General features: G+C 64.2%; 5 protein-coding genes. All 5 read right to left on the bottom strand.

All coding sequences use genetic code 11. The features are described from left to right. Positions 1–38: 38 nt before the first annotated feature. The 5 genes from OYT95_RS39975 to OYT95_RS39955 are packed head-to-tail and all read right to left on the bottom strand — an operon-like array spanning position 39 to position 14419. Positions 39–2813: a GAP1-N2 domain-containing protein gene (locus OYT95_RS39975; protein WP_268793085.1), complete on the bottom strand. Its 2775-nt coding sequence runs from the start codon at positions 2811–2813 to the stop codon at positions 39–41. Beyond that, on the bottom strand, positions 2810–5158 hold the full coding sequence (locus OYT95_RS39970; RefSeq protein WP_268793084.1) for a hypothetical protein: 2349 nt from the start codon (positions 5156–5158) through the stop codon (positions 2810–2812). The genes OYT95_RS39975 and OYT95_RS39970 overlap by 4 nt, the downstream gene beginning before the upstream one ends. A gap of 1 nt (position 5159) precedes the next feature. After that, on the bottom strand, positions 5160–7871 hold the full coding sequence (locus OYT95_RS39965) for a hypothetical protein (protein ID WP_268793083.1): 2712 nt from the start codon (positions 7869–7871) through the stop codon (positions 5160–5162). Position 7872: 1 nt separating this feature from the next. Then, positions 7873–11475, bottom strand: coding sequence for a tubulin-like doman-containing protein (locus tag OYT95_RS39960; RefSeq protein ID WP_128642714.1), 3603 nt, complete (start codon positions 11473–11475; stop codon positions 7873–7875). Between the two features lie 52 nt (positions 11476–11527). Further along, the gene (locus tag OYT95_RS39955) at positions 11528–14419 is read right to left on the bottom strand and encodes a vWA domain-containing protein (protein ID WP_268793082.1); all 2892 of its coding nucleotides are present in this window, start codon (positions 14417–14419) and stop codon (positions 11528–11530) included. Positions 14420–14939: the final 520 nt, after the last annotated feature.

Raw genomic sequence — 14939 nt, 5'->3', positions numbered from 1 at the left:
CCGGTACGCCTGTCCGTCGCACACGCTGCGGCGGATCGTCAATGGATCCATGTGTTCTGCCTTTCCGTGGATCCGATTCCAAAATTCCGGAGCCATTGCACCGCGACTGGCTCATAACTGCGGATGATCTCCTCGCCGCGGGCGGCGGACATGTTCCGCACGTCGGGCCAGATGGCGTCGCGGATGTCGGAGGTAGTCCGTGGCCCGGCGTATCTGCCGCTCTGCACCAGGCTCTCCACAACGTCGTCCAACCACAACGGCCCATGCAGTCCGTGCGAGTGTGTTCCGAGCACACCGATGGAACTCGAGTCGTCGGTCTGGGCGGAACTCTGGGCGAGGGAAATCAGGATGGCCTGCGCCACGATCCAGTCAATATCCATTGCACCACCGGCCACGAGTTCGGTAACGGCAGAAACGATGTCACGCGCGCACACATCGAACAATGACTCGAAGCGCAGACCGCTTGATTCACCGGCATCCGCCCAAGCCAAACGCATAGACTGGGCGGCAATGAAGAGCACACACACATCGACAGCAAGATCGACCGGGACCGAATCCGCTTCCAGAAGAACACATTCAGGAAGCAGTACCTCGACATGGGTGTGCACCAGCTCTTCCAGCGCGGCCTGATCGATCGCTGCCCAGTCTCGAATCCCACGAATCGACGCAGCGGCGACGGCGACGCAATCCGGACTGACCACCAACGACGCCTCGGACAAGACGGCATCGCACTGTGCACCAACATAATTGATCAGATCGGCCAGATCCGAACCGTATTCACACCGCAGCAACAGCTCCGCTGCCACACCGGGAGGAACACGGTCACCGAACTCACCAAACAGCGTCAGAACCTCAGTGATGGTCAGCGACGCAGCACGGGAAAGTGTGACCAGTTCCGTTCGCGCACTCGCATCGGTCCGCTGATCGGCGAGAAGGAGGTGACGAACAGCCAGATCCGCATACGGACGAACTCGCTCTCGTTCCTCAACAGTGCCGTCGTCGGCGACGAGGACCGAATGAACATACTCGGCAAACAGCACGCTCTCGGCTTCGCCGGCATCGGCACCCTCAGGGCCGGAGGTGTCTCGCGGGAACAGCCACCGGAGTACCGGGGCGCTCAGCCTCCGCCCGAAATCGCCGAAAGTCATTTTGGGCGCCGTCTCGACCACAGGACGCACCACATTCCGAAGCGTGCACCCCGAAAGCTCTCCGACACGTGCGACGAACGCGTCCCCACGCACGTCATCGAACAACACGTCCAGACGCGCGCGCTCGAGCACCTCGGACAACATGTCCTGCACCTCCGTGGCGAACGGACTCGACGCCAACGTCACCATCGCCAGGTCGGCGACTCGCAGAGCCCGAAACAGTAACTCTTCGGACCCGTCCTCATCGATGTCGGGGCGCCGCGCGGACTCCAGCAAATCCCTGACGGCGGTGCCGATCGCACGATTGATCTCATCGGAGAACTGCGGAACCAACTGCGACGGAACCACCGGTGGAACGGCAGGTCCATACAGCCATTCCTCATCCTCGAGAGCACGTTCGACGTAATGAACCGCGGCGGTCGAAGCATTCGCATTTCGCACGTCCAACTGCATCAGCAGGCGCCATGCCTCCGCAGCCCGTCTCGGTGCCGCCGAACGATAGACCCCACGCACCCGCTCGAGAAGCCGGGGCGTTTCATGCACGTGGCGGGGCGAATCCTCGAGGATGACCTTGATGGCCTCCTGGTGACCATCGCTCACTTCCGGTGTGTCGGCCACGGCCATCGCCAGCGGCCACATCGGCGACAACCCGACATCGCCCACCTCGTGTGCGAGATCGTCCTGCTGCGCCAGCACCTGCTCGGCCGTACGCGCATCGATCAGAATCGACTGCGCAAGCATCGACCACGGCGTGACCGCCACCGTCGTATGCCCGTCCTTGGTGACATGCGGGTCAGAACCAAGCAAACCCAGGCTAGGTTCCTCGTACTCGTCGATCACAACATAGGAGGGATCCGCCTTCAGCCCGTCACACTCGGAGGTCGGCACCGCAATCAGATGCAGTCCCCGCCGGACATCTTCGGTCAGTGAATGCGCCTTGTCGTGGGTCGACCACGCAAACCGCCGAGCGGAACCCGGCGACATGAAGTAACTCACGGCGCCAATCCACATCACCGCGGTAGTCGCATCGCTGACCGTCAGCACCACCGACGGACCACCTACCATCGCCGCGGCAACTGCATCGAGCAGCACCTGAAAAAGCCCGACACGGAACACTGCGGGATCGTCCAAGAACTCGATCACCTGAGACCGCGTCACAGGCCCGTCCGGCACCGGCACTCGCGTGTCCTCGAGCGAGGACTCCAACACCGCCCTGGCCCCGTACGGCGTCAGCCACCCCGACCACTTCCACAGCTCGACAGGTCGCAGCGGCGACGTCGATGCCCCGAGCTCCCGATCCAGAACGACATGAGCGAACACATTGCCTGGGCGCCCAGATCCATCCAACCCGGCATCGACCGTGTGCCAATACGCGGCACCACCGTCGACCGCCGCGTACATCAACCGGGCGGGCCTACCGTCTATATCCGCCGGGGTCGGGAACCGAGGCAGCGGCGGCTCGAGGTCGAACCGGGTAGAAATCCACGCCGTCAGCACCGAACGCTCACGATCGGAAAGGTCACCGACGGTGCTCTTGACCTGCCACCCACCCCCCGAACCGGATCCGTCATCGAAAGAGGTGTACGTCAACTCACCGAACCGGCAACGGGCAGCAATACCCTCTGCCTGCGGGTACCCGGTCGGCTCGGGGAGAACAGCGCTCATGCCGACGACCCCGAACCCGGATCCAGCCTCAGCGTGGAGACCGCCGGGTCGAGCATGGCGAATCTCCTGGCACCGAACTGCGCCCGACTGGCGTCGACGAACAGACGCACATACCCCGCGTGCCCACCCAGATCGGCCTTCCAGCCTGTGTCAGCCCAGCCCCTCGACAATCGGAGCATCACGCACTGCATGACCGGCCGATCTTCGCCGACACCCAGCAGTGGCACACTGCTGCCGTCACGGGAACTGAGCGGCAATCGATCCCGATTGAACACCAGCACGAGCGGCGGAGGCGACTCCACATCCTCCGCACTGAACAGATGGATGGAGACCCAGGATGACGCGCCGGGACTGTCGTCGCGCCGCAGGCCGTACGCCATTCGCACCAGCCCGTTGTACTCGATGGACGTGACCGATCCCGTGATCTGCTCACCACGGGAGAACGCAATCGGCACAAGGTGCACCGAGCACCCACCGGCGGGAAGCTTCGACCGAAGCGACATTCCGCCGTCCCTACGGTACTGGCGCGCAGAGATTTCGTCAGCGTCGGCACTGGGCGAGACCTGATCGAAGGGGAGCCCCATGGGTCCGATGTAGGCGAGGACCGCGGCCGCCGACTTCGGCCAGCCGAAGGTGACGATCTGCTTGTTGCACCGTTCGATGATGCGCGCGTTGCTGACAGGTGCGATGGGCCGCGTCTGGACGGTGGTCGAGCCGACACGTGCGGTGCCATTCAGCAGCGTGACGGGAGTCAGATACGCGCGATCCCACCCGCTCGGCCACGGAACACCGACCATCCGGGAGGTGCGCCCCTCACCGGCCACTGCGGGGTGCGCCAGTCGGGTCTCCTCGGTCAGCCCCTGAGGGCCCAGCGACGCCTCGGGCACTTCCGTATCCTGCAAGCCGGCGTCCGGCGGAAACTCAGTTCGGTAGATGACGACCCGCCCAGCGGCAGGATCGGTCCAGGCGAGGTCGAAGTACGGGATGTCGCCGGCATCCTCGGACTGCACCGTCAGGTCATTGACCGATTCCAGCACGACCGACACCAGGATCTCACCCTGCGCCGGTTGCGACAGCCGGGTGCCGCCGTTGACGACGACCTCCGACATCGCTCGGTAGAGGTATCGGGCCCCGCGCTCGACGTCGCGGTCCACGAAACCTGTGAGATTGGGCTGCCCGGAGCAAATTTCGTTACGCGGGTCGTGAACCACCGGCGATCCGGTCCCCAGCGGGATCCGGTGGATCCGCACCGCCTGGGTGCCCGACCACACGTTCCATTGGCCGATCACCCGGCCTTCGTCCTCGGTGAGCACGAAATCGGTAACAGGGCTGACGATCTCGCCCTGTGCGATCAGGACGGGTTGCCGTTTGCGGGCATCGTCGACGTCGGCTCCGGTATGACACCAGATCTGCAGGTTGCGCACGGCTGAGGCGAAGAAGCGTGCGTCATCCCACGTCGCCTCGAGGGTGACACCGACGAGATCACCGGCTTCGGGCTTGTGCGGAACGGAACCTTCACCGCAGACGATTCGGTACAGAGTGACCGCGGTCTGGGACAGGTGCGGGGCCCAGGTAAAGGTGTATCCGTCCGCGGTCTTCGTGAACTTCAGATCGGTCGGGACGATGTCGGTCTCGCCGTACTCGTATTCGCAGAAGTCTTCGGTGATGAGTCGATCCAGCACGCCCGCAGCGCCGGACGCATCCGGCGGCACCGTCACGGCAGGCTCTGGACGGGTATCCGCGGCCTCGTTGGCCGGAGCGGTCGCATCGGTCGGCGCCGGCTCACCGCTCGGCTGTGTAAACGAACCGAGAATTGCTGCGATCTCTTCGGCCAGTGCTGTCGCCGGACCTCGCAGTTGCCGGCGAACCTGCTCGACCGAGGTGTGGCCGTACTTGATGAGATTGTGGAAAGTGGCGTCTTTGATCGTCTCCGCGTACTCCACACCATTCGCGATCTGCTGCGCACGCCACGCGAACAAGGCGTCGATCGGCGTGAGCACCGGTTCCGGCTGCAGCTCCGGCTCCGGTGCGGCCGCAGCCGGAACCGGAGCAGAGGCAGGTGCCTGCCGACGAACAGGGCCGCTCTTCGGGATCCGAAGGTCGTCCGGGAGGTGGCGGACGACTTCGAGAGGATCCATACCGAACTTGATCTGATGCAGGATGTGCACGATCGTGTCGGCCCAGTCGACCGCCGCTGCGGACGGAGCCTCGGACCTCCACGTGTCCTGATTCGCTGCTATCCGCCGAAGCTCGTCCTCGGTGGGCACCTCGAAGCCAAGAGCACCAGCGGGACGGGACCATGCCAGCAGTGCGGTCTCGCGGCGGGCCTGCTTGTCGCTTGCCATGTCAGAACCTGAAACCCTCTTCTGCCCGTGGTGGTTCAAAGCTGTCGACCCCGGCAGCTCCGGACGGTGCGCTGCCACCCGCGTGCGCGGTCGGGAACGCCGGCACATCCCATTGGCTGACCTGAGCATCGGCGACGGCGGCCGGTGCCAACTGAAGGTTGTCGACCGACAACCCATCGCTGAACTGTGTGACGACACTGACGGAGCCGATGCCGGCGTAACTCCGATGACGCACGTCATCCTTCACTGCGGTGAGTCCCCCGGTGGTCGCCGAATCGGTCAACACTCCTCGATCGAAATGGTCCGCCCTCCCGCTCGGGCGTTCCTCCCCCACACCCGCGATGAAGTCGTCGATCGACGTCGACCTCGTCCTGCCGTCGACCTCCACATCGATAGTGCCCACCAGGGAACGAACCAACTCCGACTTCGGACCCAGGAGGTTCGCGCGCGCCTTGTCCCACATCAACGCAGCACCAGTAGACGTCACAGTCCCCGCGAACAGCGCCGCCGACCACCGCTCGAGCGGCGAGCCTGATCCACTACCCGCTTCCGACCACAACATCGCAGGATTCGCCGCGATGTCGCGACCCTCAATCCCGAGCGACGTGCCCGCACTACCGAGAAGCCGCTCCCACGACGACGTCAACCATCCCATGCCGAACAGGTCCTGCCGCAGGTACTCGGCCGCAGTCGACACCTCCTCAGAGTGCGGCGACGCGTACCCGATCGCGGTGCTCTTCGGCAGACCCCACGCGATGCGTCCGTCATGGGAGGTGCGAACTTCGTCAGGTCCCAGCGGTTCGGCGAGGAACGCGCCGAGCGCCCGGCTCCACACCAGGTACTGGCTGTACGCACCGGCGAGACGATCGAGGTCACGCAACCCACTACGGAGATTGGCTTGGTCCACCTCGAGATCGGCGACCCCCTTCTTACGCTTATTCAACTGCTGGAACAGCTCTTGCTGGCTCCGCATGAAGACGATCACCAACCCGACGATCCACAACACGATCGCCGTCAGGATCACGAGAGCGCCCTGCCACCACACCAACCAGTCCTGCGCAATCGCAACCGCCGACACTGCGATGACCAACACCAGCAAGACGAACGTGAGCTGCGCCCACCGCGCAAGCGTCTTATGCCGCCGGCTACCCTCCACCGGCTCCTCACCAGCGGCCCGCAAGCGGGCCAGCAACTCCCGAACCTCCTGGAACGTCGCGTAGAACTGTCCCGCGATCCGCTGTCCCACCGCGACACCGAAACTGTTGGAGTCCCGCCGCTGCCACTCATCGAGTGCGGCGCCCGTCCGCCGGGCCTCCAACCCGATATTGGGATCCTGATCCAAGGCGCCGAGCTTGTCCCGGAGCTCACGAATACCCAGAGTGTCGGTGGCGTCGACGCTGTGGGTTCCCACCGTCGCTGCCACGATTCCCGGGATCTGGTCGAACCTCTCGGACGGACCCGGCACCGCATCGGAGGCACGTCGGAGGATTCCTCGACTGGCCCCCACTTGCACGGGAGGAAGATCCGCCGATCGCGCGCCCGCGTCCGCAAGCGTCAACGCTGCTCGACTGTAGTCTTGCCACAGATCGGACAGGTCCACCCGCGCCGCATGATGCTGATCGTCACCAGGCGAATCCATGGTTCCACCGAGCTGCTCCGAGGCATAACCGATCTCGGACCAGCTCGCCCGATCACCCTGCGATGTCCGCCCCTTCACAACGACCTCATACGCCGACGGCGCTGCCCCGAATACAGTTGCGTGAACCGCATTCGCCACTCCCGTGGACACACTGTTCACCACCCGCGCGTACCACGCCGACGGCGCATTGCGCAGTGCCGCCCACAGGAACGAGAAGAACATCCGCAGCGCGTCCCAGAAACCGACACGCTGCGAATCGATCACCTCATATGCCAACCGCGGCCCCCGAAGCACACCGGCGTGTTTGCGCCACAACGCGTCCGCCATCGATCGGGTGGCCAGCGCGACGTCGTTGATATACGTCACTGGGGCACCGTTCTCGCGCGGCAGCGGGAAACCACCCTCTTGTGCGAGGATCTTGCCCCGGAGCGAGTCCTCGGCCACCGACGTATCGAGACGCCGATAGAACGACCGGGCAATGCGGACCAGATGACCGGGAAGGACCGGCTTGTCGTCAAGGGGGGCGTGCTCGACATCGCTCCACAGACCGGTCACACCCGCCACCACCGGAGCCGCGAACCTCCCCAGATCGGCAGGTCCGGTGGCGGGACCGAGCGCCACATGCCCCATGCCCGGACCACGAGCGTCCTCGGGCGCAACAAGCACGTTGTGCCAACCATCGAGTGCACACACCGCGTCTGCGGTGGGAGCACTACCCGGGCGGGCGAGAAGAAGCCGAACACGGACGACCCGCGCGCCGCCGGAGGTCGATGTCACCAACTCCGCGATTCGCCGTTCCACGCCGGTGTCCAGCGGTTCCTCGCCGCCGATCACGGGGACGAGAACACCGAGCCGAAGGACATCGATCCGGTGCGTCGAGACGACTTCCTGCAGCGTCGTGTCGTACTCACTGCCCCGCTCGACCCGCACTGCCTCGACCGGGTTCTTGGCCGCCCCGTTATCGTCGATCCAGATGAACGGTTCGATCAACTGTGCAGCCGACAAGTCCTTCAGGACATCCTTGACCCCCTCCGCGATGCCGCGGGGCGCCAGAAACACGGTCAGTTCAGACATGTCAGATCGCTCCTCGTTGGGGGATCTCGAATGCGTCACCAGACGCCGGCCAACTCGATGTGGGAGCCTGCGGCACAACGCTGTCCACACCCACCTTCGGGCGGAGCGCAGCTAGCGCACACTCATCGACCAGAGAAATCAGCTTTCCTGTCGCCCAGAACACATCAGGGGCGACATCCCGGAAGATCGGTGTCTTCGATGCCTGAGCCCGCACCGTGATAGTGGAGAACACCCCACCACCAACAGCACCCGCCTCGCCGACCGCGCCGCCCGACCCCGGCGGCATGTAGTGCCGACCCGCGAAATCTCGCGACTCCTGCAGCGACAACTTCACCCGCTCGGCCCGTTCCTGCACCGTCACCGATTCGCCGGTGTCCGGGACACTCGATCCCACACCCGTATTCGTGGAACCCGTTCGGAGCCATTCGGTGAGGTGAGTGGCCGCCGACAGCCCGAAGATGCCGCTGACCTCGTCCTCCGCCGAGCCGTCATAAATTCTCCGGAGCGCCCGATACGGCAACATCGACGACATCACCGGCGGTTCATGCGACTGCGCCATCGCCAACAGCACCGACTCGAGGACCGCGGGCAGCCAGTCGTAATCCGCCGAAAACTCCGACGGAGGGGTCAGCAGCGGGTTCGGGAACTCGAGCCACCGCCCTGCCTCCTCATCCCAGATCCGGGCCGGTTCCACGAACGGCGCCTGCGGCAGATGAATACGGCCGAGAATCTGCCCCAGAATCCACCCGGCCACCAACGCCCGACGCTCAGCACCATGCATCGGCAGCGACGCAGCCAGAGGCCGCGCCCGCCGCATCGTCCAGAACGCCTTCCGCTGCGACGGCGACGACTCGAGCCACTGACGCGCCGCCGGCTCGAGGACCGAGTTGTACGCCAACGGCGAATAGTTGGGGTACGACCCGAAGATGTCGATCCGCTTGATCTGCTTCTCGTCGCTCAGCGCATTCCTGAGGACCTCTTTGGTCTTCTCATCGATCCGCGAACCCTCATCCAGGGCGGCGACAAGATCGTCACCCACCCGCAACCCCCGAAACGGGACCGACGAGAACTTGAACCGATACTCCATCTGACGATCGCCGTGAATAGCCTGCAACGCCTGTTCATTCACACTGGCCAACGGTTTCGCCAGAGAGATGGCCTGTCCGAACTTCGAGACCACGTCCCGGTGGCGGCCGGCAAGTTCCGACTCCGCAGCACCTACACCGGTGACAAACTCCTGCAACGACACCGAACAGAACTTGTCGAAGGACTCGCCCGTGCGCGCCACATACAGACGAGCACGCGAGAGCAACTCGGCCGGCCGAGTGTGCACGTCGTACTTGGACGGAGACGATATAATTGACTCCCCAGTCCCGGGATCAGTCGGGAACACCCGGGAACGCCACGTCGCGATCCGCTCCACGAGTGGCAACTCCTCCCCCGGCGCCCTCGTCCCATCGAGGGTCTGCCACTGCCCCGTGATTACCTGCGCGGCCGCACGGACCACCGCCTCACCGAACCCACGCTGATCGACGCTCTGCAGCCCAACCGATGCAGGCAAATCGAGCTCGTACCGTTGCTTGAAATCCGCGGAGCTGGTCAACATCACCTCGTTGTTCGCCTCCGCGAACCGACTCGGCACACGCTCATCGCTGTCCGATGGCCACGCCGCATACTGCGAGGTCTGCAGTCGCGCCAGACCCAAGTCACGAGTCTGTTCCAGCGAAGCCTGACGCAGAAGTGTGTGTGACTCGTTCAACGCCGCGATCAGCGGATCGAAAACCTCCGTGACCATCGCGCCCGCCGCAGCACTCAGATGCGCCGACAACGAGGCGTAGATCTGCCGCTCCACCGTCCTGCGCGCCCCATCGAGGACGCTCTGAACAATCTCGTTGGCGTTGGCAATGTTGCCCCGCAAAGCCGCCAACGTAGTCCGCACATCCTCCGGCGGGGCGGCGATATCCTGCGGCGCGTACTTGCTGATGTCCTGCGTCGTCGTCAAGATGTCGTTCTGCATGTACTGCGAGACCCGCTTGACCAACGCCGTCGCATACGGCAAACCGAGCTCGGCGATCGCCGCGGCGACGACACCCTCGAGCCGGCGCGCGAATTCCAGATGCCACCGGTAGGCCCACGAGTACGCGGCGCTCTGAGCACCTGACAGCAGCGCGGCACGTCGGACGCTTAACGCGCGATTGACTTCGGGAACCCAACTGGACGCATTGAGACCGTTGCCCGACGGGATGTAGTCACGCAGTTCCCCGTCTACCACCTGCGCCGACAGGGTAACCGCGTCGCTCGACGGAAGTACGGTGGACGTCACCCAGTTACCAATGTCTAATGGCAAATTCGACCCTGCCGACACCGCCGGCAGACCAAGCTTTCCGCGGATATTGCCCCACTGGTTGTCGAGAATCGCACCAGCCTGTTCGTCTTCCGACGCCGGATTCCCGATCTGCACATGACCTCGGAGCAACTTATCCGCGCTGCTCCGCGCCAATCGTTGGGCCGAGTACTCGGCATAGCGGTCGCGCCCCATGCTCAGGCTCGCGAATCCAAAGGTACCCCACGGCAACGGATCCCAGATCTCGTTGCCCCAACCCAGGAATTCCCGGCTTCCGGGCAGGCCGCCACCATTGGTCAAGTCCCACTCGACGAACTGCTGCGTTGCCGAGACACTCATCATCAACGCGGACAGCCCTCGACCAAGGCCCCGATACACAGCATTCGGGGTGCCGTCGCCGAACAAGGTCCGCTCGGCCCCGACATACCGGCCCACCGGGAACACTCGCGCAAACGGGATCAGCTCGCCCTCGCCGTTCTGTTGTCCCAGCGCCCGCAGGATCGACACGTCGTGCTCACGAGCAGACCCGGTCTGGCTCGCCACGATCTCCCCGAGCATCGCCAGCGCATTCGCACGCACTCCGGTAGTCGCCGACGCGTCCAGCCCGTCGAAGATGTCAGGTGCCACCATGAAGACACCCATCAGCCGCGGATCGACACCCGGAATCAAGGTAAGGAGTCGACAGATGTCGAGGGCCATCGACGCACCGGCCCCGCCGGCCATCGATGACACCACTAGAACCACCGGGCGCTCAGCCGAATCGTACTTCCCGGCACCGGGCACATCGAGATCCCGCATCTCGGCCTCGGTCTCAACGAGAAACAACTTCTCCCAGGCACGTTGAAGAGATTCACGAACCGTCACAGCCCGACTCAGTGTGATCATCCGCCCCAATGCACGGAACTGACCCGCGCCCGTGCTCAGCGGCGTATGCACAGTGGCAGGATTCCGCGGCGCCCACGTCGCGATCGTGTCCAGCTTCTGCTTCCCGGCGAACTGCTGACTCATCGCGTTGTCGAGAACGCTGTAGCTGTCACTCTGCGGACCGGTACCTACGTACTGGCCACCCTGGTCGCGCACGTTCCCCATACCGTCCGGACCGTGCGACGGAGCAGTAGGGACATCGAGATGAATGAATTGCCAACCAGCAGGAATCTCATTCACACCATGCGCAGCCAGGTCCGACCGTAGCTGATCCATCATGTAGGCCAGCGTGGCTCCACCTGAACCACCGCAACCGACGACGAGAAATCGCCTCATCCGTCACCCTCCACCTTGTTGTCGATCCAGGTTGTCGTTGTCGCCGAGTCCGTCATCGATTGCTTCCACCACGAAAGGGATCGAACGGGTCGGATGGAGCCGCGCCCGGACTCCCACCACCGAAAATCGGCGAGGAACCCTGCGGAGATCCGCCGAAGGGATCGAACGAATCCGCGGGACCACCCGAAGCAGGAGCGCTAGGCGAACCCGATGCCGGTGTTGCACGCGCGCGCACTTCCGACAGGGCGCCGGGCAACCGGCTACGCATGTCGTCGACCAATCCGCTCCGCACCGTCGGCCCTGCATCGTCTCCGACGAGAAGGACCACGGTGGCGGCATCGGACGGACCCGCCGGGTCATGGAGCACGAACCAGGTGTTGTGCACGGCCAGAGGCAGCCTCGCGTGGGGTCGGTTTCCGAACGTCGACGGGGAGGAACCGGATGCCCCGGCTCGCGGACCGGACTCAACCACCACGAACCCGGCACCCACAGGCGAGCGACCAACGCGCGTCCTCAACACCAGGCCACCGATGTCGAGCTGCCGCGCCGGCGAATCGAGCCCCCGGACAACCTCGATGAGATCTCTATCGGTAAGCGCGAACGGCCGACCATCGCGGAGAACCGTGGCTCCCGAAACAGTGACAGGGAACTGCTGCGCCTTGAGCGTGCGCGCAGGGATCCGCGCCGTGAACCACTTCCCGCCGTACAACAGCAGCAGCGGAATCCCTGGGCCGAGCAGAAGTGCCACGACCAGTGCAAGAATGAAGTTGCCCTTATCCAGCGGCTTTTCAAGCGCAGCGGTGAAGGGCACCTCGACGGGAAGCGCGCGATCCAGCTCACCTGCAGGCGCAACCATCAACGACACGGACCCATTGACGACACCATTGACCGAGTTCGGAACGGACAAAGACATCGGAACCGACCCGGTCTGTCCCTCTTCGACCTGCACACAGGCGGCGGCGTCGGCCGTCGAGGAGGCGACAGTAATGCTGCCGGCCCCGTCCGGCGACGCCAGCACCGAAGCCGGAGGTGCTTCGGGAAGCCACACACACCCGGGACCGGTGACAGGCACATCCACACCGAACTGTCCGGAACCTTCGACCGTGCCGAAGTCAATCTTGGACGGCAGCGTCGGATAACCGATGGGCGGAGCAATCGCGAGCGGAATGTCGACCGACTGCGGAGCCAGCGGCGTACCGGGTTCGGTCTGTCCCGACACCGTCGTCGCATCCGCCGTGGTGACATCCAACGTGAGGCGAAGTGTCGCTTGACCCGCCGGCACCTCAGTGAGGTCGACAATGACCGGCTGGTCGATCCGATCTTTCGGAATATCGGCCGCAACCGTGCGCTGTTGCCCATCCTGCCCGATCAGAACCACCGACAGAGAAGCCTTACCGAGCAGTGACTCCGGATCGATCTCAGAGCGCGCAGAATCGACGATTGCAAGGTCCACCGGCACGGACGACTCGCCGCTATGAATGGCGACGGTGTGCTGCCCCTTCCACGCCGGAAACAGATTGCCCGAGATGTGGATGTTCGACTTCGAGCGCGCAGCCGACGAGCCGGCGAGGTCGACAAAGACCAAGGACCACAAACCCTGCCACTGCGGCGCGGAAGCATTCGTCATCTCGATCGAGATCGTCCGGGGCGACTGCCACCGGTAGTTGATGTCAACGCCACCGATACCGGTACCGGTACGCCCCTCCTGACCGGTGTCCGGCAAAGGAACCTGATCCCCGAGTGGCGACACCAGAGTGGGAATCAAACCCTCCGAATCGGCGGACCCGAGCACCGCGACACTGCCGATCGACCGGTCCAGCACGAAACGGTGCTTACCCTCCTCACACACGATCTGAGCGCAGACTCCAGCTTCCCGCGCCAACGGTGACTGCCCCGGCGTGCTGAACGCATCGAAAGCGAACAGCAACTCATCGATGTTCTGGGCCAGATAAAAGTCGCCCGGGCTCGGCGACGAGATCGCCCCACATGTCGCGGAGCCCGACGGCTCACCCGTCGCGATCGACCTCATCACGTCGAAATCTGCAGGTGACGCCGTCCCCGCGGCGAGACCAATACCGAAAAGCACGACACCGGACGAACGCAATTGGTCGGCGACGCCGGCAGGGCGGCAGATCGATTCCGTCGCCGTCCTGACCACCTGATCCACCCCGGCCTGAGAGTCGAGGGACGTCTCCGGAGCATAGGGTTTGCGTGTATCGCCGCGTGATGTGAAATCGATCTTTCCATCCGAGAACCACGCAACGGCCTGACACGAGCCGGCACCGTCGATGCCCGCGGGCCGTGCCGCAAGGGTCTCGCGTGCCCCGTCCAACGCCAACCAGTAGTCGGTATCGATGCCCTGGTTGCGAGTTCGGAATCCGTCCAGCGAACCGTTGATGGCAGGCAACGTCCCTTCGTCAAGCGCAGTCCACTCGAGATCGACCGAATACGTGTCGGCGAACCCTGCGACAGCGACATTCAAGTCGACGCCGGACGAGTTCTCGAATGCGGCAAGCTGTCCGACCAGGTACTCCGCCGAAGTAACCCGCGCCGCACCTGGGTCGGACGTCTGCAAGCTGGACGACTCGTCGATCATCAACAGCAGGTCGCCCGAACGCTGAGACGCCAGACAGGCACCGAAGTCGGTGACCGCTGTGCCCGATGGAGCCGCATCGGCTGTCATCGGACTGACAATCGCCCCAACAGCGCAGGCGAGGAGCGCAGCTGCCACCGCCACCCGTGTCGAAATCCTCACAGCCGGCCCACCCAATCTGCGACTCGCAACGCGCCGATCACAATTCCGACTCCGGCTACTACCAACACGCTCCAATAAGCCGCCGTAATCCAGGTCGGCTGCGTGTACACCGGGGCAGCCCGACGTTTCGTATCCAGGAAGGTGAACGCCGATAACACCCCGATTGCTCCCGGACCGGCCAAAGCCCAACCCGCAAGGGCCAGCGGGCCCGAACCGCCTGCCATGATGCCGAGAAGAACACCGAGCACGGCGACCGCTCCAGCTACCGCAAGGATCCCGATAGGCGGGGTCGCCACCGTCAGACCACGCCCACCACCGGGGGCACCGGGACTCGCGTCACCTGCACTCGGTGTGAATGAAGGAGGGGCCGGTAACCCGCCTGGGTACGACGGCGAGCGGGCGGCGAACGGATCGGAAGCGAACGGGTCCGAGGGTGAGGTCACCGTGACGTCTCCTGAGAACGCAAAAATGGGCGCGACGGCCCCTGAGCAGGCCTGTAAGTCATCCTCGCACAGATATTTCGGCGATCATGTCCAACACTCGTTCCCCCTGAAAGTAGAAAATTGTCGTCAGTATCTCACTCACCGGTGAGTCGCGCAGTCAGTCAATCGAACGACACAGCGAGCGATGAACCGCTGGTGAATTAACGGCCCGCCATATCCCTCGCAAAGCCGGCGATTTCATCGAACCAGCAGCGGACACAGAAACC

Origin of the sequence: Rhodococcus sp. JS3073, from assembly GCF_026810085.1 — a bacterium.
Lineage (GTDB): Bacteria > Actinomycetota > Actinomycetes > Mycobacteriales > Mycobacteriaceae > Rhodococcus_F > Rhodococcus_F wratislaviensis.
The sequence above is the reverse complement of the archived record's forward strand: the minus strand, read 5'-3'. Positions and strand labels throughout refer to the sequence as shown.

What these genes read in the sequence shown, in the direction of transcription:
- OYT95_RS39965 (WP_268793083.1), bottom strand. Translation starts at nt 7,871, where the DNA reads ATGTCTGAACTGACCGTGTTTCTGGCGCCCCGCGGCATCGCGGAGGGG.
- OYT95_RS39970 (WP_268793084.1), bottom strand. Translation starts at nt 5,158, where the DNA reads ATGGCAAGCGACAAGCAGGCCCGCCGCGAGACCGCACTGCTGGCATGG.
- OYT95_RS39975 (WP_268793085.1), bottom strand. Translation starts at nt 2,813, where the DNA reads ATGAGCGCTGTTCTCCCCGAGCCGACCGGGTACCCGCAGGCAGAGGGT.
- OYT95_RS39960 (WP_128642714.1), bottom strand. Translation starts at nt 11,475, where the DNA reads ATGAGGCGATTTCTCGTCGTCGGTTGCGGTGGTTCAGGTGGAGCCACG.